The sequence below is a fragment of the Arthrobacter sp. HS15c genome, from assembly GCF_040812005.1.
In the GTDB taxonomy this organism is placed as follows: domain Bacteria; phylum Actinomycetota; class Actinomycetes; order Actinomycetales; family Micrococcaceae; genus Arthrobacter.
Genome location: NZ_JBFOHM010000001.1, coordinates 175,956 through 197,538 on the forward strand (window position 1 = coordinate 175,956; position 21,583 = coordinate 197,538).

Annotated in this window: 20 protein-coding genes and 1 tRNA gene; 10 read left to right on the plus strand and 11 right to left on the minus strand. The window is 65.6% G+C overall.

Annotated features, from left to right (window positions below; translation table 11 throughout):
* Window positions 1–39: 39 nt before the first annotated feature.
* From ABV518_RS00835 to ABV518_RS00850, 4 genes are all read left to right on the plus strand, one after another.
* The gene (locus ABV518_RS00835; RefSeq protein WP_367764964.1) at window positions 40–531 is read left to right on the plus strand and encodes an FMN-binding protein; all 492 of its coding nucleotides are present in this window, start codon (window positions 40–42) and stop codon (window positions 529–531) included.
* Between the two features lie 3 nt (window positions 532–534).
* Window positions 535–1,407 (plus strand): FAD:protein FMN transferase, encoded by an 873-nt coding sequence (locus ABV518_RS00840; RefSeq protein ID WP_367764965.1) that lies wholly within the window; start codon window positions 535–537, stop codon window positions 1,405–1,407.
* Entirely contained in the window at window positions 1,404–2,957 is a 1,554-nt protein-coding gene (locus ABV518_RS00845; RefSeq protein ID WP_367764966.1) for a ferredoxin--NADP reductase, read from the plus strand. The genes ABV518_RS00840 and ABV518_RS00845 overlap by 4 nt, the downstream gene beginning before the upstream one ends.
* A gap of 79 nt (window positions 2,958–3,036) precedes the next feature.
* Window positions 3,037–3,109 (plus strand) — tRNA-Arg (locus ABV518_RS00850).
* Window positions 3,110–3,206: 97 nt separating this feature from the next.
* Here ABV518_RS00850 and ABV518_RS00855 read toward each other — a convergent pair.
* The 3 genes from ABV518_RS00855 to ABV518_RS00865 all read right to left on the minus strand — a co-directional run bounded on the left by ABV518_RS00855 (window position 3,207) and on the right by ABV518_RS00865 (window position 6,680).
* Window positions 3,207–3,803 carry a hypothetical protein gene (locus tag ABV518_RS00855; RefSeq protein ID WP_367764967.1) on the minus strand — a complete coding sequence of 199 codons (597 nt, stop codon included), beginning with the start codon at window positions 3,801–3,803 and terminating at the stop codon, window positions 3,207–3,209.
* A 330-nt stretch (window positions 3,804–4,133) separates the two neighbouring features.
* Window positions 4,134–4,790 (minus strand): DUF6318 family protein, encoded by a 657-nt coding sequence (locus ABV518_RS00860; RefSeq protein ID WP_367764968.1) that lies wholly within the window; start codon window positions 4,788–4,790, stop codon window positions 4,134–4,136.
* 378 nt (window positions 4,791–5,168) lie between these two features.
* Window positions 5,169–6,680 carry a DUF222 domain-containing protein gene (locus ABV518_RS00865; protein WP_367764969.1) on the minus strand — a complete coding sequence of 504 codons (1,512 nt, stop codon included), beginning with the start codon at window positions 6,678–6,680 and terminating at the stop codon, window positions 5,169–5,171.
* Between the two features lie 202 nt (window positions 6,681–6,882).
* On the opposite strand from ABV518_RS00865, the gene ABV518_RS00870 reads away from it, so the two are divergent.
* Window positions 6,883–7,941 (plus strand): M4 family metallopeptidase, encoded by a 1,059-nt coding sequence (locus tag ABV518_RS00870; RefSeq protein WP_367764970.1) that lies wholly within the window; start codon window positions 6,883–6,885, stop codon window positions 7,939–7,941.
* A 60-nt stretch (window positions 7,942–8,001) separates the two neighbouring features.
* Window positions 8,002–8,307 carry a protealysin inhibitor emfourin gene (locus ABV518_RS00875; RefSeq protein ID WP_367764971.1) on the plus strand — a complete coding sequence of 102 codons (306 nt, stop codon included), beginning with the start codon at window positions 8,002–8,004 and terminating at the stop codon, window positions 8,305–8,307.
* A 49-nt stretch (window positions 8,308–8,356) separates the two neighbouring features.
* Here ABV518_RS00875 and ABV518_RS00880 read toward each other — a convergent pair whose 3' ends face one another.
* Window positions 8,357–9,325 carry a GlxA family transcriptional regulator gene (locus tag ABV518_RS00880; RefSeq protein ID WP_367764972.1) on the minus strand — a complete coding sequence of 323 codons (969 nt, stop codon included), beginning with the start codon at window positions 9,323–9,325 and terminating at the stop codon, window positions 8,357–8,359.
* Between the two features lie 81 nt (window positions 9,326–9,406).
* On the opposite strand from ABV518_RS00880, the gene ABV518_RS00885 reads away from it, so the two are divergent.
* Window positions 9,407–9,574, plus strand: a complete 168-nt coding sequence (locus ABV518_RS00885; RefSeq protein WP_367764973.1) for a hypothetical protein — start codon at window positions 9,407–9,409, stop codon at window positions 9,572–9,574.
* 273 nt (window positions 9,575–9,847) lie between these two features.
* Window positions 9,848–13,807: an ATP-dependent RNA helicase HrpA gene (gene hrpA, locus ABV518_RS00890; protein WP_367765315.1), complete on the plus strand. Its 3,960-nt coding sequence runs from the start codon at window positions 9,848–9,850 to the stop codon at window positions 13,805–13,807.
* Between the two features lie 40 nt (window positions 13,808–13,847).
* Here hrpA and ABV518_RS00895 read toward each other — a convergent pair whose 3' ends face one another.
* From ABV518_RS00895 to ABV518_RS00905, 3 genes are all read right to left on the minus strand, one after another.
* Window positions 13,848–14,279 carry an HIT family protein gene (locus ABV518_RS00895; RefSeq protein WP_367764974.1) on the minus strand — a complete coding sequence of 144 codons (432 nt, stop codon included), beginning with the start codon at window positions 14,277–14,279 and terminating at the stop codon, window positions 13,848–13,850.
* A complete protein-coding gene (locus ABV518_RS00900) occupies window positions 14,276–15,424 on the minus strand; it encodes an NAD(P)-dependent alcohol dehydrogenase (protein WP_367764975.1) in 1,149 nt (382 codons plus the stop codon). The genes ABV518_RS00895 and ABV518_RS00900 overlap by 4 nt, the downstream gene beginning before the upstream one ends.
* A gap of 62 nt (window positions 15,425–15,486) precedes the next feature.
* Window positions 15,487–16,326 carry a sulfurtransferase gene (locus ABV518_RS00905; protein ID WP_367764976.1) on the minus strand — a complete coding sequence of 280 codons (840 nt, stop codon included), beginning with the start codon at window positions 16,324–16,326 and terminating at the stop codon, window positions 15,487–15,489.
* Window positions 16,327–16,412: 86 nt separating this feature from the next.
* On the opposite strand from ABV518_RS00905, the gene ABV518_RS00910 reads away from it, so the two are divergent.
* Window positions 16,413–17,492, plus strand: coding sequence for a PLP-dependent cysteine synthase family protein (locus ABV518_RS00910; protein ID WP_367764977.1), 1,080 nt, complete (start codon window positions 16,413–16,415; stop codon window positions 17,490–17,492).
* A 10-nt stretch (window positions 17,493–17,502) separates the two neighbouring features.
* Here the strand turns inward: ABV518_RS00910 and ABV518_RS00915 are convergent, their stop codons facing one another.
* Window positions 17,503–18,159 carry an MBL fold metallo-hydrolase gene (locus ABV518_RS00915; protein WP_367764978.1) on the minus strand — a complete coding sequence of 219 codons (657 nt, stop codon included), beginning with the start codon at window positions 18,157–18,159 and terminating at the stop codon, window positions 17,503–17,505.
* Between the two features lie 111 nt (window positions 18,160–18,270).
* On the opposite strand from ABV518_RS00915, the gene ABV518_RS00920 reads away from it, so the two are divergent.
* Entirely contained in the window at window positions 18,271–18,750 is a 480-nt protein-coding gene (locus ABV518_RS00920; RefSeq protein ID WP_367764980.1) for a Fur family transcriptional regulator, read from the plus strand.
* Between the two features lie 43 nt (window positions 18,751–18,793).
* Here the strand turns inward: ABV518_RS00920 and ABV518_RS00925 are convergent, their stop codons facing one another.
* From ABV518_RS00925 to ABV518_RS00935, 3 genes are read right to left on the minus strand one after another with little or no spacing between them, the layout of a single operon-like run.
* Entirely contained in the window at window positions 18,794–19,669 is an 876-nt protein-coding gene (locus ABV518_RS00925) for a metal ABC transporter permease (protein ID WP_367764981.1), read from the minus strand.
* On the minus strand, window positions 19,669–20,484 hold the full coding sequence (locus tag ABV518_RS00930) for a metal ABC transporter ATP-binding protein (RefSeq protein WP_367764983.1): 816 nt from the start codon (window positions 20,482–20,484) through the stop codon (window positions 19,669–19,671). Before ABV518_RS00930 ends, ABV518_RS00925 begins: the two co-directional genes overlap by 1 nt.
* Window positions 20,485–21,474 carry a zinc ABC transporter substrate-binding protein gene (locus ABV518_RS00935; RefSeq protein WP_367764984.1) on the minus strand — a complete coding sequence of 330 codons (990 nt, stop codon included), beginning with the start codon at window positions 21,472–21,474 and terminating at the stop codon, window positions 20,485–20,487.
* Window positions 21,475–21,583 lie beyond the last annotated feature (109 nt).

The following is a 21,583-nucleotide window of genomic DNA, read 5'->3' on the forward strand; positions in this document are numbered from 1 at the left end:
GTACACCGTAAGCACCCAGCCCACGAAACGAGACCGTTCATGAGACCGTCAGTCCGCAAGAGTGTTTTCGCCGGAATCGCCGGCCTTTCCCTCGCAGGAACGGTGGCCGGCTGCGCGCCGTCCGCCACCCAGACCACCCCGGCCGCCACCAGCGGCAGCTCCACTGAAACATCGGCCGCCGCGCCGTCCACAGCCAGCCCCACAAGCACTTCGTCAACGCTGGCCAGCAGCGGTTCCGTCTACCAGGACGGCACATACAGCGCCGATGGCACCTATGTCTCCCCCAACGGCACCGAAACTGTCGGCGTAGAACTGACCCTTGCTTCAGGCACGGTCACTGCAGTTAACATCACCCAGCATCCCTCCAACCCGAACACCCGCAAGTTCCAGGGCGAATTCGCCGGCGGGATCGCAGCGCAGATCGTTGGAAAAAGCATCGACGAGCTGAACGTCTCCAAGGTGGCGGGGTCCTCGCTCACCAGCGGCGGCTTCAACAAGGCCGTGGAAAAGATCAAGGCGGAGGCCCAGTAGGCCGTGCCGCAGCCGGACCGGGACGGGTTCAGTTTCGACGGGATCGGCACCCGTTGGGAAATCTCCACGCCCCGGCCCCTTGATGCCGCCCTCCGCGGCCGGCTGCTGGCGGTGGTGGAAAGGTACGACGGCGAGTGGTCCCGTTTCAGGTCGGATTCGACGGTCAGTGCCATGGCCAGGCAGCCCGGCCGGTTTAAGCTTCCGGCGGAGGCCGCCGCCCTGGGCCGGCTGTACCGCAGGCTGTACGACATCACGGCCGGGGCCATGACCCCGCTGATCGGCGGCAGCCTGGAACGGCTGGGGTACGACGCCTCGTATTCCCTTCAGCCTGCAGGTTCACCGGTTCCGGCGCCCCGCTGGGAGGATGCCCTGGACTGGGACGGCAGCGAACTCACCACCGCTGTCCCCCTGGTCCTGGACATAGGAGCCGCCGGCAAGGGCCAGTTGGTGGATCTCCTGGCAGCCGAATTGCGCTCCCATGGCGAGGAGACCTTCCTGATCGATGCCAGCGGTGACCTGCTGCACAGCGGCCCTGAACCCGTGACCGTGGCACTGGAGCATCCATACAATCCGTCCGAGGCCATCGGCACTGTGTCACTGGCGGGCGGCGCGTTGTGTGCGTCGGCCTCGAACCGCCGGGCGTGGGGCGACGGCCTGCACCATGTGCTCGACGGGACCACAGGGCGTCCCGTTACGACGGCGGTGGCCACCTGGACCATGGCTGACAGCACCATGGTGGCCGATGCGCTGGCGACGGCGCTGTTCTTCGCACCGGGCGCTGTGCTGGAAGAGTCCTTCGACTTTTCCTGGCTGACGGTGTTTTCTGACGGTAGTGCCGCCTATTCGACCGGATTTGAAGGGACACTGTTCACATGAGCCCCGTTGACGCACCCAAGAGAGGCACAGCCATTTCCCCTGCCGGGCGGCTGGACACCCTGCTGGGCAAGTACACGATGTACCGCCTCATCCTGCTGGTGCTGGCCGCCCTTGCCGTGTACAGCCTCCTGCTCAACGCCCTCGGCTGGCTGACCTTCGGCATTCCGCAGATGCTGGTCCACCTGGTGCTGTGCCTGGGCCTGACCTACGTCTCCAACCGCGGACTGGCCGCCCTGTTCCATGTGCGTCCGCATTCGGAGTCTTCACTCATCACCGGCCTGCTCCTCTACTTCCTGTTCTGGCCCACTTTTGCGCCTATGGACATGGCAGGGGTGGCGCTGGCGTGCGTGCTGGCCTCAGCTTCCAAGTACGCGCTCGCCTGGCGCGGCCGGCACATCTTCAACCCGGCGGCAGCGGGCGCGTTTGTCACCGGGCTGACCGGTTTGAACATCGCGACCTGGTGGGCGGCCACCCCGGCCATGCTGTGGCTGCTGGTGCCCGGCATCCTGCTGGTGCTGTACCGCACCCGCAAATTTTTGATGGCTTCGGTATTCCTGGTGGTTGCCACGGCGATCATCAGCGCCGAGCTGCTGCAGGCGGGGCTGTCCTTCGGCAGCTCACTCTGGCAGGCCCTGGCGCAGCGGCCCCTTCTGTTTTTTGTGGGCTTTATGCTGACCGAGCCGCTGACCCTGCCGCCGCGCCGCTGGCAGCAGCTCGCGCTGGCCGCGGTGGTGGGCGTGGTGTTTGCGGTGCCGTACAACTTCGGGTTTATCGCCAACTCGCCGGAACTGGCCTTGCTGCTGGGGAACCTGCTGGCGTTCCTGGTGGGCCAGCGGGGCGGGCTGAAACTGCGCTTCACCGGTTCCCGGCCCCTGACGCCCAGCACCACAGAGTTTGTTTTCGAGCCGTCCCGGCCCGTGCGATTTGTGCCGGGCCAGTTCATGGAGCTCGATCTTCCGCACGCCAAGTCGGACGGGAAGGGCCGACGCCGGACGTTCAGCCTTACGAGCACGCCCGGGTCTTCCGCCGTGAAGTTCGGGGTCCGGACGGCGGAGCCGCTGTCTGCTGCCAAGAAGGTGCTCCTGGCCCTGAAGCCGGGCGATCAGGTGAGGGCCACGTCCGTGGGAGGCGACTTCGTCCTGCCGCGGGATCCGGCCCAGCCGCTGCTGCTGATGGCTGCCGGGATCGGCATCACGCCCTATCTGGCGCATCTGTCCTCCGGTGCAGCGCAGGACCGGGACGTGGTTCTCCTGCTGCTGGCCAGAAATGCTGAAGAGATTGCCTACGCCGAAGAGCTCCGCATGTCTGGGGCGCGGATCATTGCCCGCCTCGCTGACGGTTCCGTCCCGCCGTCGTTCATCACGGCAGCCGGAACCGGGGTTGGCGGGGGCGCCCGGCTGGACGGGGCAGCGCTGCAAGCCCTCGTGCCTGACATTGCGGCCCGCACGGTCTACGTCTCCGGATCTCCCGCCAGCGTGGCTTCACTCCGCCGCGCGGCCAGGAAGGCCGGGGCACGTCGCGTACATGTGGACTCTTTTTCCGGCTACTGAGGCGAGCCGTTTTTCATTGCAGGCCACCTTCCTGCTAAGCTCTAGGACGTCCCGCTGGCAACGGCAGGAACCCTGGATTGCCCTCGTAGCTCAGGGGATAGAGCGTCTGCCTCCGGAGCAGAAGGTCGTAGGTTCGAATCCTATCGAGGGCACAACAAAACCCCCGCCACTTGGAAAAGCGGCGGGGGTTTTTGCGTTTTCTCCCCTACCCCCTTGCGCGAACGAACACTTGCGGCCCGGGCTTCGGCTTTATGGGACCGACGGCACTCCTGGGCAGCCTTGGCCTTGGGGATTCTGGTTGCAGTCGTCGGCGTAATTACGGGTGACGGACCGCCAGACGCTGATGGTCTGGGGCGGAGCGCTGAACTGCCCCTGGCCCGGGATGGGCAGCGGCGGCCCGCTGTTCACGGAATACGTTCCTTGAAATGAAGTGGTCAGGATGACCTGGAAATCGCCGGTTTGCGTGTAGGCGTGGCTGGTCCGTGTCTTCTCGCCCCAACGTTCCTGTGGAAGCGGTCCGCCCATGGACGGCTGGGGGCCAAAGACTGTGCCGTCGCCATAGTTCCACGTGTACTGGACCGGCGTGGCGACAACGTGGACTTTCTGGTCGAACATCGTGACATCGAACTGCTGCTCTGCGGCGTCGGCGTAAAAGTTTGTTTCAGCTCCGCGGAGCGTGTGCGGGCTTGGCTGGGCGACGACCGAGCCGGCGTTGACCGGCAAGTTCTGAAACTGGCGCTGGATGTCGGCGGCAATGCGGGGCAGCAGGTCTTCAGGCTTCGCGTCGTACAGGCACGTCGGGCCGGAGTGGTACGACCAGATGGCACCTGGAACACCTCGGGGCATTGATAGCCAGATGACTGGGATGCCTTCTTCTTTGCCTTCTGGACCGTTCTTGCACTCAACTTGCCTCGCGAGACAGGGTGTGTCGAAGTCTCCGCCGCCTAGATGGCATTGAAGTTCGTACTTATATTGATTGGGGTCACTGGGAGTCTGCCCCGCTAGTACCGGCACAAGTTCTCCGGAATCCTTGTCAACGGTCCACTCATCCGCACCAACACCCAGGCCCTTCTCCTCATACCCCACTGCGATTTCAGCGTGCGCGATCGTGGGACTGACAGCAAGAAAGAACAGGGACAAACAAAAGACTCTCAGTGCACGGGGGGTCAACTCTTGCTACCTAATTAAGCCGAGATCAGTGACTATCCATCCCGTGGCCCCGTAAGTAGCACCTGCCCGGCTTCCAGTATTCGTGGCAGCCGTAGGAGCTTGGTAAAGACTCCCGTCCGGGTTTCGGATCTCAATTGTTTGTTGTAAAACCTGGATCACTGCGTACGGCTGAGTTCCGGGCTCTAATGTCGCCGTGATGGCCGGCGTCTGAATTTGACCGCCCGATATCCACCGGCCCTCCTTCCATGCCTCCTTCACCACGTCTTTCAACCCTGCGCAAAAAACGCAATCGGGGCCACTGAGTCTTTCCAATCCCTGGGCATCACCGGTCTCGTACGCATAGCTAAGAACGGCGTACCAGTGATGCACGAACGCTTCCAGCCCCTCCTTCGTCTCCGTTTTGGCGACCTCCGGCAGGACAGGGACGGGGACATTCTGCGCGGGGCCTGTCGCGTCAGCGGGCTTGTAGGCAGCGGTAGGCGTCGGCTTCGCTGTGGCGCTCGGTGTTGCCGACTCGGTGGCAGTTGAGGCTGGCGATGTTTTACCGCCGGAGTTGGGATCGCCGCCGGCGTTGCAGCCAGAGAGCGATAAGGCAGCCGCGAGGACCACTCCAACTGCGGTCACGCGTATGGGCCGGGACGCAAACAAAATGTGCGATGTCATGGGCAGCTAATCCCCCGATAGTTTCAAGACGCCTCGCTCCGAACAATTCCTTAAGGGTAGCCCAGGTCACATTTCAGCGCTAAAAGTTATCCACAGCCACAGAGGTCGGTTCTATCACCGACCCATTCAGATTGAAAGTCACATCCGCATGGACGAAAGCCGTTATTCGCCGTGCGATTGCAGCGTCCAATTCGTCCACTCACGCCCACAGGCAGGAGCCGGCAAGGGCGCGACTCGAACCCGTCGATGAGGGCACGGCGACACAATTCTCCCATCACGACACCTGGTACGAACGATTCACGTCCTGGGCGACCGACCTATCGACAGCCGGCAAACGTGCAGATTGCTCGTGTTGGGCGGCGCTGCACCCGCCGTGAGCTAAGGGGGCGTCGTGTTCCAGCCCACTGGTGTTAACTGCGCCGGCAACAAGGGTGGTTCCCAGTCCTGGTGTTCACTGGCGTATCGGCGGCCGGTGGGCGAGGTCCATCCGGGCGGTTCGTCTTTGGTGGCCGAGCAGGGCGTCCAGGCCGTGCCGTGTTTCAGCCGGTGGTGTTTGCGGCACAGTGACTCGAGATTGGTGATACCGGTGTTCCCGCCGTCGGCCCAGGCGAGGATGTGGTCGGCTTCGTTGTCCAGGGAGTGGTTGTTGCAGCCGGGGAAGGAACATTTACCGTCCCGGAGTCTGAGCCATCGCCGCATCGCCGGTGGGATGCGGTAGTTGGCCCGTCCGATTTCCAGCGGTGCGCCATCCCGTGGATCAATGAGGACCCGGCGGAATGAGGATGCCCCGTCGGCTACGAGTTTGCGGGCCATGGAGGCGGGGATTGGCCCGTAGCCGTCGAGGTCGGCCGGTTCGTCGGTGAGGCCCATCAGGGCGAACACCGGCACGGTCACGAGGACCTGGGCCGCCGGCGAAGGCACACGGCCCGAATCGACCCCGTCAGGGGCCGGAACCAGGCCGGCCACGGCATCATTGCTGGTGCTGGTGGTCGCTACATCTGTCTTGCTGCCGGCGGCGGTGTCTGTGTTGCCGCCCGTTGGGTTGCTGGTGGTGAAGCCGGCGCTGAGGAGTAGTTTGGCGGCGACGTCTGCCCGGAGCTGGGTCAGTGTCCGGTCCTCGGCGGGGCTTTGGAGGGCCCGTGCTGTGGCGGTGACGCCGTTCCAGATCCCGGCCGCCTGATCGGCGGGCAGGTAGGCGGAGAGCCAGGCCATCCCGTCCCGGTCCGGGGCGTACTCCAGCCTCCGGTCCAGGACACTCCTGGCGTGGCGTTTTTCGATGCTGACCGGGTGGTGCCGTTCCCGCCACGTCCGGGCCTTGTGCCGGAACCGGGACGGAACCATCTCCCCGGCCGGGCACGTGGCGGGGTTGGGTGCGTCCGGGTCCAGGAAATGCGCCTCCAACGCCGCCGCCCCGGCTGGATCCAGACTTGCAGCCTCGTCCACCATGACCCGGGCGTGCTGCCACGACAGGTCCCCGGCCTGCAACGCGGCCAGCGTCAGCGGCAGCGTGGTGGTAAGTTCACGGGACTGGGCCAGCAGGGCCGAGGCCGAGCGTTCACTGACCGTCAAGGCACACGCGACCTCCGACACGACGCCCATCTCCTGGGCTGTGTGCTGGCCCGGACTCATGGCCGGCGCTGCCATGGCCTCGGACGTCCCGGCGAACCCGGAAACCAGACGCACCCTCAATCCAGCCACCATGGCATCAACCCGCGCCGAAACGGCCAGCCCGTCCAGGCACGCATCCGCCTGCTCCCGCAAAGGATCCGCACCGCCGTAACCCGCACCGCCCGAACCCCGACTGCCAACCCCGCGGCGCACACAGTCAGCCAACTCCGCAGCCGACGCCAAGAAAGCCCCCACCGCCTCCTCAACTGCCCTGCTTTCCATACCCAAATCATCCCGCGAGGGTCCGACAAAAACGGCGAAGCAGAAGACCTATGTGGATAACCTCCGACCATCCGGGTCTCCACTTCGGTCAAGCGTTTCAGGCAAGGGCCACAAACTGTGCGTTCGCGCCAGGGAGGTGTGGCTGCAGTACTTTGTCGGTGGCCCCTCGTAGGCTGTTTCAACCAACTCAAGGGGGTAGGCCATGCATACTTCAGCCACATTCTGTTCCATCATTCCGCCCTACATACTGCGCCGGCTGGCCCGCCAGGACGCGCCGCAGTTTTCCGCCGCCGCCCGGGCAGCGAAAGAGGCCCTAAGCCATGTCCGGTCGGTCCAGGCGTCCCGTGCGCAGCCGTCCGCGGTCACTCCCCCGGGGCTCCGGCAGGTCCAGCCGGGGCCGTCCAACCGAAGCGTCTACGACACAGCCGGCAGCGAGAACCTACCCGGCCATCTTGTCCGTAAAGAGGGCGAACCAGACTCAGGCGATGCATCGGTGGATGAGGCCTACGACGGCCTGGGCCACACGCACCGGCTCTACGCGGAGGTCTTCGGCCGGAATTCGATCGACGGATTGGGGCTTCCCCTCGACGCCACAGTTCATTTCGGAAAGCTCTACGACAACGCGTTCTGGGACGGCAACCAGATGGTTTTCGGCGACGGCGACGGCGAAGTCTTCGAGCGCTTCACCCGGTCGCTCAGCGTTATCGGCCATGAACTGGCCCACGGCGTCACCCAGTACTCGGCGGGGCTGGCGTACCGGAACCAGGCCGGGGCCATCAACGAATCCATGTCGGACGTCTTTGGCGCGCTGGTGGAACAGTACGTGAAGCAGGAGTCTGCAAAGGAAGCCAGCTGGCTCATCGGCGAGGGGCTCTTCACGGAGCGGGTGGAAGGTTCAGCCCTCCGATCCATGAAAGCTCCCGGCACAGCGTACGACGACGACGTCCTCGGCAAGGACCCGCAGCCGGACTCCATGGACTCGTACGTGCGCACCAGTGCCGACAACGGCGGTGTCCATATCAACTCCGGCATTCCCAACCGGGCGTTTTATCTCCTCGCGGAGGCCCTCGGAGGCAACGCCTGGGAGTCCCCCGGCCGGATCTGGTACGAGACGCTCACCGGCGGCTCACTGCCGCCCACAGCCACCTTCAGTGTTTTCGCGAGGGCGACGGCGGCATCCGCCGTCGAGCTTTTTGGCACCGGTTCCCCGGAACATGACGCCGTGCGGCAGGCGTGGGAAACTGTGAAGGTCAAGCTTTAGTTGAATGCCTGGCCGCTGTCCCTTCAGCGGCCAGGCTGCAGGAAAGCCCGGGATCCGGCCATGAAGATCAGCGTGGAGCGCAGCGGCGGCGTCGCCGCCATGACTCGAGTATGGACAGTGCACGCCCAGACCGAGAGCGCCAAAAGCCAGTGGCAGCCCATTGTCGAAGCTTGCCCATGGGACGCCGTGCCCAAGACCGTCAGGGCAGCAGCCGCGGAAGCGGCGGGGAACCAGGCTGACCGTTTTATCTACGCGATCAAGGCCGGCCAAAGAAGGGCGGCGCTGCCCGAGCAGGCCGTTACCGGTCCTTGGCGTGTGTTGGTGGACAGCGCCCGGGCAGCCTCCGAGGACCACCCGGGCCAGTAGGAACCAGCCGCCAGTAGAGCGCCAGGCCCGCCTAACCCGCCGACCCCGCCTAGCCAGCCGTCGCCAGCTGCCCCCGGAATGCGCGGCGGTAGGACTGCGGGCTGGTATCCAGCACCTTGGCGAAGTGGTGCCGGAGCAGCACCGGGTGGCCAAATCCGGCCTCCCGGGCCACTTCGTCGATGTTGAGGTCCGTGGATTCCAGCAGTTCCTGGGCCCGGAGGACGCGCTGGGAATTGAGCCACGCGGCCGGTGTTGCCCCCGTCTCCGAACGGAAGCGGCGGGCGAATGTCCTGGCCGACATGTGCACGCGGGCGGCGAGCTCATTGACTGTGTGCTCGCGGTCCAGGTTCTGCACCATCCAGCGCAGCAGAGCCTCCATCGGCGCGGATCCGCACGTGGGCATGGGCCGGTCGATGAACTGCGCCTGACCGCCGTCGCGGTGCGGCGGAACCACCATGTCCCGCGCAATGGTGGCGGCTACGTTCGCGCCAAGCTCCACGCGGACCAGATGGAGGCAGGCGTCAATCCCCGCTGCCGTGCCTGCACTGGAGATGATGTTCCCGTCCTGGACATAGAGGACGTTTTCGTCCACCTGTACGTCCGGGTACCGGCTCGCGAGCTCATGCGAGTAGTGCCAGTGCGTGGTGCAGCGCCGGCCGTTGAGCAGGCCGGCGCGGGCCAGCGCAAATGCTCCGGAGCAGATGGACATCACCCAGGCTCCCCGCTGGTCCGCGGCGCGCAGCGCCTCCATCACGGACTCGGGAACGTCATTATCCCGCCCGTACGGAGCCATGATCACCAGGTCCGCGTCCGCAGTTGCTTCCAGGCCCAATGTGACGTTCATGGACAGGCCCGATTTGAGCCTGACGTCTCCAGGCTCAGGCGTGCAGACCCGGAAGTCGAACGCCGGCACGTTGCCGCCGCGTTCAGATCTGTCGATGCCAAACACCTCGCAAGCGGTGGCGAACTCGAAGATCGAGAAGTTGGGAACCACGATGACTGCCACTGATTTCAGCATGCTTCCATTATGGCAGGAATTATAGTTTTTTGGGCATTTCTGCCACTGTTTGTTGAGGCGGCACCGGAGCAGCATTGAGGCATGGAAATCTTCGGAATCATCATCGCGGTACTGCTCCTCCTCGTCCTCGCCGCCACCGTCTCCGCGGTCCTGCGGGACGGCCTCGGCCACACCCCTCCTGCCAACTCCCACCAGGCCTGGTCCGCCCTGGACCTGCCCAGCACCAGCTACACACTCCGCATCTTCTGACCAGGACCCCAACCCAGCATCATCCAACCGGCAAGGACCCGGCTCGCCAGAGCCGGGTCCTTTTATGTGCGGCGGCCGGCGGTGGCCGGCGGTGAGCAGCGGTGTGCGGCGGCCGGCGGTGGCCGGCGGTGAGCAGCGGTGTGCGGCGGCCTGCGACACCCGGAGTGGGGCACGGTGCCCCGCGGCAGATCCGCAAGGAGATTACGACGGCGTCATCCGCACCCGGGTGCCTGGCGTAACAGCGTCACAACGGCCGGCGCGGCCCACAGTAGACTGGTTCGAGCCATGACCTTTCACATCTCCTACCCCGCAGAGCTGCCCGTTTCAGAGCGCCGCGAGGACCTGATGGCCGCCATCGCCGCCAACCAGGTGACCATCATCGCCGGCGAGACCGGCTCCGGTAAGACCACCCAGATCCCCAAGATGTGCCTGGAACTGGGCCTGGGAGAGAACGGCCTCATTGGGCATACGCAGCCCCGACGGCTTGCCGCCCGGACGGTGGCCGAGCGCATCGCGGAGGAACTCGGCGTCGAAATCGGCCAGGAAGTTGGCTTCCAGGTCCGGTTCACGGGCGAAGTCAGCCGTTCCACCAAGGTCAAGCTCATGACCGACGGCATCCTGCTGGCCGAAATCCAGCGCGACAAGCTACTGCGCAAGTACAACGCCATCATCATCGACGAGGCCCACGAGCGAAGCCTCAACATCGACTTCATCCTTGGCTACCTGAAGCGCATCCTGCCGCAGCGGCCGGACCTGAAAATCATCATCACCTCGGCAACGATCGATCCGGAGCGCTTCGCCAAGCACTTCGGGTCCGAGGACGAGCCCTCCCCCATCATCGAGGTCTCCGGCCGGACGTTCCCGGTGGAAATCCGCTACCGGCCGCTGTCCCAGCCTGCCGGCGGACCCGCCGACAGCGAAGATGCAGACGCCTCCGACGACGAACTCGAAGAGGACCGCGATCCGCTCGACGCCGTCTGCGACGCCGTGGACGAACTCGCCACCGAGGCTCCGGGCGACATCCTGGTCTTCTTCTCCGGCGAGCGTGAAATCCGCGATGCAGCCGAGGCGCTCAACGCCAGAATCCAGTCAAACCGGCGCCTGGCCGGCACCGAGGTCCTCCCGCTGTTCGCCAGGCTCAGCCTGCAGGAACAGCACAAGGTCTTCCACCCGGGCCGCAACCGGCGCATTGTGCTGGCCACCAACGTAGCGGAAACTTCCCTCACCGTGCCCGGCATCAAGTACGTCATCGACACGGGCACCGCCCGCATCTCCCGCTACTCCCACCGCACCAAAGTCCAGCGGCTGCCGATCGAACGCGTTTCGCAGGCTTCCGCGAACCAGCGTTCCGGCCGCTGCGGCCGCGTCTCCGACGGCATCGCCATCCGGCTGTACTCGGAGGAGGACTACGAGTCCCGCCCGCAGTTCACGGACCCCGAGATCCTGCGCACCAACCTCGCGGCAGTCATCCTGCAGATGACAGCCATGGGCGTGGCCCGCGGGCCCAAGGACGTGGAGAACTTCCCGTTTGTGGAGCCGCCGGACTCTCGCGCAATCAACGACGGCGTCACGCTCCTGCGCGAGCTCGGCGCTTTGAGTGCCGTTCGCCCAGGTGACGCGAAGAGCGGCGGCCTGACCGCCGTCGGGCAGCAGCTTGCCCAGCTGCCCGTCGATCCCCGGCTCGGCCGGATGATTGTCGAAGCCGGCAAACGCGGCTGCGTCCGCGAAGTGATGATCCTCGCAGCGGCGCTGACTATCCAGGACCCGCGCGAACGTCCGACGGACAAGCAGCAGCTGGCCGCCGAGAAGCACGCCCGATTCCGCGACGAGAACTCGGACTTCACAGGCTTCCTGAACCTGTGGAACTACCTGCAGGAGAAGCAGCAGGAACTCTCCTCCACCCAGTTCCGCCGCCTGTGCCGCACCGAGTTCATCAACTACCTGCGGGTCAGGGAATGGCAGGACCTGTTCGCCCAGCTCCGGCAACTGGCCCGACCGCTCGGCATCAGCCTGGACAACAAGCGCCTGGCCGACCCCGTGGGCAACCACGAGGGCATCCACATCAGCCTGCTCTCGGGCCTGCTCAGCCACATCGGCATCCTTGACGAACGCAAGCGCGAGTACGCCGGCGCGCGTGGCAGCCGTTTCGCGATCTTCCCGGGCTCGTCGCTGTTCAAGAAGTCACCGACCTTTGTGATGGCTGCCGAGCTTGTGGAGACCAGCCGACTCTGGGCACGCGTGGCGGCAAAGTTCGATCCTGTCTGGGCCGAGCAGGTGGCACCGGACCTCGTCAAACGCAGCTACAGCGAACCGCACTGGTCCACCAAGATGGGCGCGGTGATGGCGTACGAGAAGGTCACGCTGTACGGCGTGCCCATCATCCCGCAGCGCCGGGTCAACTACAGCCGCGTGGATCCGGTGCTGGCCCGCGAGCTCTTCATCCGGCACGCCCTGGTGGAAGGCGACTGGAAAACGCACCACAAGTTCTTCCACCGGAACCGCGCCCTCCTCCTGGAGGTTGAAGAACTCGAGGCCCGGATGCGCCGCCGCGACCTCCTCGTGGACGACGAAACACTGTTCGAGTTCTACGACGCCAGGATCGGGCCCGACGTGGTGTCCGAGCGGCACTTCGACAAGTGGTGGAAGGACGCGCGGCAGAAGAATCCGGACCTCCTGGACTACGACAAGTCGCTCCTGCTGAATGACGACGCCGATGACTTGGACGAGGCCGCATACCCCAAGACGCTGCTGCACAAGGGTTTCGAGCTGCCGCTCAGCTACGAGTTCCACCCCGTGGCGCCCGGCTCACCGCCCAACCCGTCCGACGGCGTCACCGCCGAAGTGCCCGTGCTCTTCCTCAACCAGCTCGATGATGCCGCCTTCCGCTGGCTGATCCCTGGCCAGCGCGCCGAACTCGTGGCAGCCCTCATCAAGTCCCTGCCCAAGCAGGTCCGGAAGAACTTTGTTCCAGCCCCGGACGTGGCCAGGCAGGCCGTGTCTGCGCTGGAATCCGACTTCGACCCTGCCCGCGACGAGCTGGAAGCATCGCTGGAACTGGCCCTGCGCCGGATCCGCGGCCATGTCATCCCGCCCGGGTCATGGAACTGGGATGCTGTGCCGTCCCACCTGCGCGTGAGCTTCAAGGTGGTGGACAGCAAGGGCAAGGTGCTGGACGAGGGCAAGGACCTGGCCGCCCTGCAGGAGCGGCTCGCTCCGGCGACGCGCCGGGCAATCGCGGAATCCCTGGGGGCAACGCCCGGAACCACCGCGCTGAAGTCGGCCGGCAAGGCTGCCGGCAAGGCCTCCGGAGCCGCCGCTGCGACGCCGGGAACAGGAAACGCCAACGGCGCAGCCCCGGGCTTCCGGGAGCAAAGAGGCCTCACGGCCTGGACGTTCGGCACCGTGCAGCGGCAGGTGAGCAACACCGTCAAGGGCCACACGGTGACGGGCTACCCTGCGCTGGTGGATGAAGGGACCTCGGTCGCGCTTCGCGTCTTCCAGACCTCCTCGGAACAGCTGGAGGCCATGCGGGGCGGCGTGATCCGGCTCCTTGCCCTGCGGGTTCCGGCACCGGACCGCTACGTGCTGGAGCACCTTAACAACACCGAAAAACTGACCTTCAGCCAGAACCCGCACGGTTCAGTGTCAGCCCTCATCGCCGACTGCGCCCTGGCCGCCGTGGACAAACTGACCCCGGCCGAACTCCCCTGGGACCAGGCATCCTTCGATGCGCTCTACGAACAGGTCCGCGCCGAACTAATCGACACCGTGTTCAGCGTGACGGCCGTAGTGGAGCGCATCCTGGCCAGCACGCGGCGCATCGAGAAGCAGCTGAAGGGCACCACGAGCCTTGCCCTGATCAGCGCCCTGAACGATATCAAAAGCCAGCTCGAGCAGCTGGTGTTCCCGGGTTTTGTGGCCCGCACTGGCTACGCCCAGCTGAGCCAGCTGCCGCGCTACCTGGCTGCCGTCGAAAAACGGCTGGAGCGGCTGCCGGGCAACGTCCAGCGCGATGCCCTCAGCATGGCCGCCGTCCAGCGCCTTGAAGACGATTACGACGACGCCGTGTCGGCCCTGTTGCCGGGCCGGCGGGCGGGTGCGGAGCTGGCGCAGGTGCGCTGGATGATCGAGGAGCTCAGGGTGAGCCTCTTCGCCGTCGAACTCGGGACCGCGTACTCCGTGTCCGAAAAGCGCATCCGCGCCGTGCTCAACAAGGCACTCGCACCGGCCTAGCCAGCGGCGCAGGTGCCGGGGCAACGGTGCTGGTGCCGGCCTAGGCGCTTTCCGGCACGAACTCCGCGTACCCGGCGGTCCGCAGCCCCTCACGCAGCCTCTCCGCGTTGGCGTCCAGTACCGCAGGGTCGGGGTGCTGGTCGGCCGAGGCGAAATCGAAGTCGGCCATGCTCCTGGACGGCCACACGTGGACGTGGAGGTGGTTGATTTCGTAGCCGGCCACAATCAGCCCTGCCCGTTCGGCCGGGAAGATCTCCAGCTGCACGGCGCCGATCCGGCGCGCTACCTCCATGACCTTGGCGAGCGTCTCGGGCCGCGCATCGGTCCAGCGGTCCACTTCCTCGGTGGGGACCACGAGGGTGTGGCCGTCGGCCAGGGGCCCGGTGGTGAGGAACGCGGCGACGTCCGGCTCGCGCCAGACAAAGCGTCCCGGGATCTCGCCGTTCAGGATCTTGGTGAACAGGGTGCTCATGCGTCTGCCTCCTCGGCCGCGGCCTGCAGGGTGCTGGTGTCCAGCACAAACCGGTATTTAACGTCGCCTGCCACCATGCGGTCGTAGGCCTTATTCAGCTGGTCAGCCCGCACCAGTTCGATGTCCGCCACCACTGCATGCGCGGCGCAGAAATCAAGCATCTCCTGGGTCTCGGCGATTCCGCCGATGAGCGAACCTGTGTAGCTGATCCGCCGCCGGATCAGGGCGCCCGGATTGACGGGCGGCATGGCGTCCGACGGCAGCCCCAGCTGGAAGAGGGCCCCGTCCCGGCGAAGGGTGCGGAAGAACGGGTTCAGGTCGTGCGGAGCAGCTACGGTGTCGATGATGACGTCGATGCTGCGGTCGGCGGCTTCCATGGCCTCAGCATCGCGGGACAGCACCACTTCATCGGCTCCCAGCTCAAGCGCGGCGGGGACCTTTGACTCGGAGGTCGTGAACACCACCACCCGGGCGCCCATGGCTTTGGCGAGCTTTACCGCCATATGCCCCAGGCCGCCGAGGCCCACGACACCTACGGAGTCGCCTTCCTTGACGCCGAAATGGCGGAGCGGCGAAAACGTGGTGACGCCGGCGCACAACAGTGGCGCCACGGCAGCGGGGTCCAGGTTTTCCGGCACCCGGAGCACGTACCTGCGGTCCACCACCACCGACGTCGAGTAGCCGCCCTGGGTGATTGCTCCCCCGTTGCGGTTATCCCTCGCCCCGTAGGTCCCGGTCAGGCCGTTTTCGCAGTACTGTTCCTGGCCGTCCAGGCAGCTCCGGCATTCCCGGCAGGAATCGACCATGCAGCCGACACCCACCAGGTCCCCCGGTGCGAGATCATCCACAGCGGACCCGACGGCGCTGACCCTGCCCACGATCTCGTGCCCGGGAACCAGGGGGTAGTGCTGGGTGCCCCATTCGCCGCGGGTGGCGTGCACGTCCGAGTGGCAGAGCCCGCAGAATTCGATGGCAATCTCGACGTCGTCCGCTTTGGGTGCCCGCCGGGCCACGGTCAGCGGCACGAGACCGCTGTGCCCGGACGTTGCGCCGTAGGCGGCCGCCATCCGGTCAGTTCCACGTGCGGCGGGGGCTGGCGGGAGGGGGCGGGCAAGGGGCGGCGGTACGGGTCGTCCAGGGGTCATACTGCGACGCTACCCCCGCGCTGCCGGATATTTCCACTTGGCGGCGTTTCCACCCGGCAGGCTCAGCCGGGCTGGCCGCCCGTCACCACAGGCAGTTCCGGTTTGTTGGACCACTCGGAGAACGAGCCCGGATAGAGTGCCGCCCGGATGCCGGCGATCTCCAGAGCCGCGACTTCGTGGGCGGCCGTGACACCGGAACCGCAGTAGACCGCCACAGGGATGTCCCCGGACACTCCCAGCTTCTCGAAACGGCGCCGCAGCTCATCGGCTGGCAGGAACCGCCCTGATTCGTCAACGTTCTCCGTTGTCGGGGCGCTGACGGCTCCGGGGATGTGGCCAGCGCGTGGGTCCACGGGTTCGAATTCGCCGCGGTACCTTTCGCCGGCCCGCGCGTCGAGGAGGATTCCGGTGCCAGCCCAGCTGCCGGCGGCTGCCGCATCTATGGCGGGCATTGCCCCCTCGCGAAGGGAGACATTGCCCGGGACTGCCTCGACGTTGCCGCCCTGCACCGGCAGTCCGGCGGCGCGCCAGGCGGCCAGGCCGCCGTCGAGCAGGTAGACCTCCGGGAAGCCGGCGTTCCGCAGCATCCACCAGAGCCGGGCAGCGGCCATGTTTCCGCTGTCATCGTAGGCAACCACGACGTCGCCCTCGTTGATGCCCCAGCCCCGCGCGGACGCCTGGAACTGGTCGAGGGTCGGCAAAGGGTGCCTGCCTCGTTCCGGTGCGGCGGGGGCAGCCAGTTCCGAAGCCAGTTCCACGAAGACGGCCCCTGGCAGGTGCGCCTCAAGGTAGTGTTCCCGGCCGTGCGGATCGCCCAGCTTCCACCGGACATCCAGCAGCACCGTGGACTGTCCGGCCTTGACCCGGGCTTCCAGTGCGGCCACATCGATAAGGGGTCCCATGAGGCTCCTTGGGGTTGGTCTTGATCGGGCCTGTGCCCCGTTTACTCTAGCCCTTGCCACGAGATCGGCGCGGGTAGGCTGGTGCGGTGAAGAACGCGCGCGCGGACAGGGCCTGGGCTGACCGGGCCATCAGGAAAATCACCGCTGAAAACAACCGGTCCGCCGATACGCATCTGTACTCGGTGCCGCTCCCGGAACACTGGGGCGTCCAGCTCTACCTCAAGGACGAATCAACCCACCGTTCCGGAAGCCTCAAGCACCGGCTGGCCCGTTCCCTGTTCCTCTTTGGCCTGGTAAACGGCTGGATCCGGGAGGACACCACCATAGTGGAGGCGTCCAGCGGCAGCACCGCCGTCTCCGAAGCGTATTTCGCGCAACTGCTGGGCCTGCCGTTCGTGGCAGTGATGGCACGCACCACGAGCCCGGAAAAGATTGCCCTGATCGAACAGTTCGGCGGCTCGTGCCTGCTGGTGGACCATGCCTCCGAGGTTTACGCGGCTGCGGAGGAGGTGGCAGCCACAAGCAATGGGCACTACATGGACCAGTTCACGTACGCGGAGCGGGCCACGGACTGGCGAGGCAACAACAACATCGCCGAGTCCATCTTCGACCAACTGGGCATGGAGGAGCACCCGGTCCCGCGCTGGATCGTCGTCGGTGCCGGGACAGGCGGAACCAGCGCCACGATCGGCCGCTACCTCCGGTACCGCTCCCATGACACGGCCCTGGCAGTGGTTGACCCGGAAAATTCCGCTTTCTACCCCGGCTGGCGGGACGGCGTACCGGGATTCACCACCGGGATGCCTTCACGGATCGAAGGCATCGGGCGGCCGCGGATGGAACCCAGCTTTGTCCCGTCCGTCATCGACCGCATGATCCAGGTCCCCGACGCCGCCTCCGTCGCCGCCATGCGGCATCTGCGCGAGCTCACGGACCTGCACGCGGGTCCCTCCACCGGCACCAACCTGTGGGGCGTCTGGCAGTTAGTCGCGGAAATGGTCGCCGAAGGCCGGCGCGGCAGCATTGTTTCGCTAATGTGCGACGGCGGCGAGCGCTATGCAGGCAACTACTACAACCCTGCGTGGCTGGCCGGCCAGGGTCTTGACCCCGAGCCGCACCACGCAGTCATCGGCCGGTTCTTTGAAACGGGCGTCTGGCCGGCCTAGAAGCCGGGGATCAGACGTCCACCGATTCGCGGACCGCCAGGTGGGTGAATTCGGTGCCGTATTTGGCCCCGATCCGAATCACATGCGATTCCACGATCTTCAGGCCCATCTCGTTGAGGAGCCCGTCATGGATCTGGAAGGCCCGCGGTGCCCGGACGCCGATGACGAAGTCGACCACTTCACTGGCCTTGTTCCACGGTGCGTGGATGGGAACCAGCAGGGTCTTTACGCTGATGCCATCCGGGACGATGAAGGAGTCGCCCGGGTGATACACGTTTTCGTTGACGAGGTAGCCGACGTTTGCCACCACGGGAACCTGGGGATGGATCAGGGCATGCTGGCCACCGAAACTGCGGACGCCGAACCCGGCCGCGTCGAAGGAAGACCCTGGTTCAACCGTGTGGATCCGCCCCGCCGCCTGAGGCGCTTCCTCGCGCAGGTGGCCCGCCACCCCCGCGGGAGCGAACACCGCCAGATCACCGTCACCCCGCAGGGCATTGACCATGGCGGCAACGTCGACGTGGTCGCCGTGCTCGTGCGTGATCAGCACGGCCTGCGCGCCATCCAGCGCTTCCTTCGTTTCGGAGAATGTGCCAGGGTCGAGGACCAGCACACGTCCGTCCTCTTCGAGCCGGACGCAGGCGTGGGTGTACTTAGTCAGCTTCATAGCGCCAGCCTAGGGTCCGGTCCGCGGAGGTGTCCACGCAACTCCTGCCAGCCAGGGTCCGGCTGGTAATCTGGATCTTTGCCACCATCCCTCAGGGAAGCGAGTCCATCCATGCCGTTAGGCACCAAGGCTGACGAATCCACACCGTCAACCCCCGCGCCGGGTTCAGGCACCGGAGCGGTCAAGGAGCAGCGCGTCACCAAGCAGCGGCTGGCCGTCAGTGCTGCCCTGGACGAACTGGATGACTTCGTCAGCACGCAGGAGCTTTACCGCATCCTGCAGAACCAGGGTGTGTCCGTCTCCCTCGCCACGGCGTACCGGATCCTGCAGTCGCTGGCAGACGAGGGGCTGGTGGATGTGCTCCGCAACGGTGAAGGCGAGGCCGTTTACCGCCGCTGCGCGGTCACCGGCCACCATCACCACCTCCTGTGCCGCAATTGCGGGAAGGCAGTGGAGGTCGAGGCTCCGGCAGTTGAAACCTGGGCTGCCAGGACGGCCAAGGAGCACGGCTATACCGAGGTGGCGCACACCGTCGAAATCTTTGGGCTGTGCCCCGACTGCACGGCACGCAAGGCGGCCGGCCTGCTCTGACGCGGCCCGCCGTCGAACGCTGACCGGAGCCCGCTCCAGCCAGTCAGGCCGCGTGCAGCAACCTGCCGTTGAGCCCACGTTTGGCGCGGACCGTGCCGATGACCCGGCACACGACGTAGATCAGGAATGACAGCGTGGTGACGTAGGGGCTGATCGGAATGCGGCCGCCGAGGGCCAGCAGGATGCCGCCCACGGTCGCAACCATCGCAAATGCCACGCTCAGCACCACCACAGTCACCGGTGAGGACGTGACCCGCAGGGCAGCTGCCGCGGGGGTAATGAGCAGGGCCAGGACCAGCAGGGCACCCACCACCTGGATGGACAGCGCCACGCTGACGCCCAGCAGGACCATAAACACCAGGGCCAGCGTCCGCACCGGAACCCCGCGGGCTTCCGCGAGTTCAGGGTCGACGCTGGCAAAGTTCAGCGGCCGCCAAATGATCACCAAAGCCACCATGACAACCACGGCTGTCCCGGCGAGGGCCTGCAGCTGGACGGTGTCAACGGAAACGATCTGGCCCGTCAGCAGGCCGAACTTGTTGGCGGCCCGGCCTTCGTAGAGGGACAGGAACAGGATGCCCAGTCCCAGTCCGAACGGCATGATCACGCCGATGATTGAATTCTTGTCCCTGGCCCGGACGCCCATCAGCCCGAGGAGCAGCGCGGCCGCCACGGACCCGATGAGCGAACCGAAGACGATGTCCGCGCCGATGAGCAGTGCGAAGGCCGCCCCGGCGAAGGAGAGTTCGGAAATGCCGTGGACTGCGAAGGCGAGGTCCCGCTTCATCACAAACGTCCCCACGAGCCCGCCCAGCAGGCCCAGGACAGCCCCGGCCCAGATGGAGTTCTGGACCAGGACGAGGAGTTCGCCGTAGTTTTCGAAGCTGAAGATTGACCCGATGATGCTGTCGGCGTCCATCACGCCACCTCGCCGGCGGTGGCGTGGACATCGGCATGGTGGTGTGTGGTTGCGTCCGGAAGCCCGACGACGACGATGCGTCCGTTTGCGTGGATGACTTCCACGTGGCTGCCGTACAGGTCGGAAAGGACTTCCGTGGTCATGACTTCCTGCGGAGTTCCGACCCGGAACCGGCCTCCGGCCAGGTACAGCACGCGGTCCACGTAATCGATGATCGGATTGATCTCGTGCGTAACAAAGACCACGGCGCTGTTCTGTTCGCGGCACTGCTTGTTAATGAGGGCACTGACCGCTTGCTGGTGGTGGAGGTCCAGGGACAACAGCGGTTCGTCGCACAGCAGTACCTTCGGGTCCGTCGCCAATGCCTGGGCGACGCGGAGGCGCTGCTGTTCACCGCCGGAGAGCTGCCCCACCGGAACCTTGGCATAGTCGGCGGCACCGACGAGTTCCAGGAGCTCATCGATCCTGCGGTTTGCCCTGCCGGACCCGAGCCGCAAGCCCCAGCGGTGGCCGTCGACGCCAAGGCCCACCAGGTCCCGGGCCCGCATTGGAGTGTCCGGGGCAAACGACTTCTGCTGCGGGATGTAACCGATCATCCGGCTCCCCCGTTCCACCGGATGGGCTCCAAGGCTGGCGGTGCCGGAGTGCAGCTGCTGGAGGCCGAGCAGTACTTTCAGGAAACTGGTCTTGCCGCTTCCGTTGGGCCCCAGCACGGCAAAGAATTCACCGGGCCGGATGTCCAGGTCGAGATCCTCCCAGAGCGCCCTCTTACCGAACTGCAGGGACGCCCCGCGGAGGCTCACAACCGGTTTCAACTACTTTTTCTCCAAAACTTTGCTGATGTTCTCCACATTGTCCGTCATCCACTGCAGGTACGTCTTGCCCTCAGGCAGTGTTTCGCTGAAGTCGACGACCGGAACACCCGCTGTTTCCGCCGCTTTTTTCAGCGCCTCGGTCTGGGCGCCTTCGGTCTGCAGGTTGTACGCCAGGAAGCCCAGGTCCTTGGAACCGGCAAGGTCGGTGGCCGCCTTCAGAACGGCGGGCGGCACGTCCGTGCCTTCTTCGATCGCAGCAGTGTAGTCCGCCGGCGTTTTGTTCTCCAGCCCGGCCGCCTCAAACAGATACAGCGGGACGGGCTCGGTCACCGCCACGGGAGTTCCGGCCCCCGCTGCGGACAGGGCTGCCAGCTTGCCGGTGAGTTCCTCCAGGCCGGACTTGAACGTGGCAGCGTTGGCCTCGAACGTGGCCGCTGAACCCGGCTCCGCTTCGCCGAACTTGGCAGCGAGTTCATCTGCCAGTTTCCCCATCGCTGGAAGGCTGTACCAGACGTGTTCGTTGAAGTCACCGTGTTCATGCGTATGTCCGTGATCGTCGGCCGGTGCGCTGGATGCGGCTGTGGAGGACGCCGAGGCGTCCTCCTCCGGTGCCAGTCCCGATATTTCCACGGCACTGACAATGCTGCTGTGCGGGATGTTGCTGTCGTCGGCCAGCGTGTGGATGAACCCGTCGTACCCGCCGCCGTTCTCGATCACCACTTCGGCCTTGGACACCAGCAGCCGGTCCTGGGCCGTGGCCTCGTAGGAATGCGGGTCCTGGCTGGTCTTGTTGATGATCGCCGTGACGTTGACCTTGTCGCCGCCGACAGCTTTGGCGATGTCGCCGTAGACGTTCGTTGAGGCAACAACGTTGATTCCGCCAGCCGACGAGGAGGTGCCCGAGGGCGAACCCTCAGCGGAACAGGCGGACAGCAGCAGGCCCAGTCCAGCGAGGGCGGCCAGGGATGTACGGACGGCAGGACGGCGCACGGAAACCTCAGATCATTTCAGGAATGGAAGCAAAGCAACTCCGGAAAGTCTAACCCTAAATGGGAATGATTCCTATTTAGAAAAGTCCCCGGCGCCTCCAGGGAGACGA

Bases quoted from the DNA above. Each gene is read 5' to 3' on its own strand.
- ABV518_RS00835 (WP_367764964.1), top strand. From the start codon at position 40: ATGAGACCGTCAGTCCGCAAGAGTGTTTTCGCCGGAATCGCCGGCCTT.
- ABV518_RS00845 (WP_367764966.1), top strand. From the start codon at position 1,404: ATGAGCCCCGTTGACGCACCCAAGAGAGGCACAGCCATTTCCCCTGCC.
- ABV518_RS00855 (WP_367764967.1), bottom strand. From the start codon at position 3,803: ATGCCCCGAGGTGTTCCAGGTGCCATCTGGTCGTACCACTCCGGCCCG.
- ABV518_RS00860 (WP_367764968.1), bottom strand. From the start codon at position 4,790: ATGACATCGCACATTTTGTTTGCGTCCCGGCCCATACGCGTGACCGCA.
- ABV518_RS00865 (WP_367764969.1), bottom strand. From the start codon at position 6,680: ATGGAAAGCAGGGCAGTTGAGGAGGCGGTGGGGGCTTTCTTGGCGTCG.
- ABV518_RS00870 (WP_367764970.1), top strand. From the start codon at position 6,883: ATGCATACTTCAGCCACATTCTGTTCCATCATTCCGCCCTACATACTG.
- ABV518_RS00875 (WP_367764971.1), top strand. From the start codon at position 8,002: ATGAAGATCAGCGTGGAGCGCAGCGGCGGCGTCGCCGCCATGACTCGA.
- ABV518_RS00880 (WP_367764972.1), bottom strand. From the start codon at position 9,325: ATGCTGAAATCAGTGGCAGTCATCGTGGTTCCCAACTTCTCGATCTTC.
- ABV518_RS00885 (WP_367764973.1), top strand. From the start codon at position 9,407: ATGGAAATCTTCGGAATCATCATCGCGGTACTGCTCCTCCTCGTCCTC.
- ABV518_RS00895 (WP_367764974.1), bottom strand. From the start codon at position 14,279: ATGAGCACCCTGTTCACCAAGATCCTGAACGGCGAGATCCCGGGACGC.
- ABV518_RS00900 (WP_367764975.1), bottom strand. From the start codon at position 15,424: ATGACCCCTGGACGACCCGTACCGCCGCCCCTTGCCCGCCCCCTCCCG.
- ABV518_RS00905 (WP_367764976.1), bottom strand. From the start codon at position 16,326: ATGGGACCCCTTATCGATGTGGCCGCACTGGAAGCCCGGGTCAAGGCC.
- ABV518_RS00915 (WP_367764978.1), bottom strand. From the start codon at position 18,159: ATGAAGCTGACTAAGTACACCCACGCCTGCGTCCGGCTCGAAGAGGAC.
- ABV518_RS00920 (WP_367764980.1), top strand. From the start codon at position 18,271: ATGCCGTTAGGCACCAAGGCTGACGAATCCACACCGTCAACCCCCGCG.
- ABV518_RS00925 (WP_367764981.1), bottom strand. From the start codon at position 19,669: ATGGACGCCGACAGCATCATCGGGTCAATCTTCAGCTTCGAAAACTAC.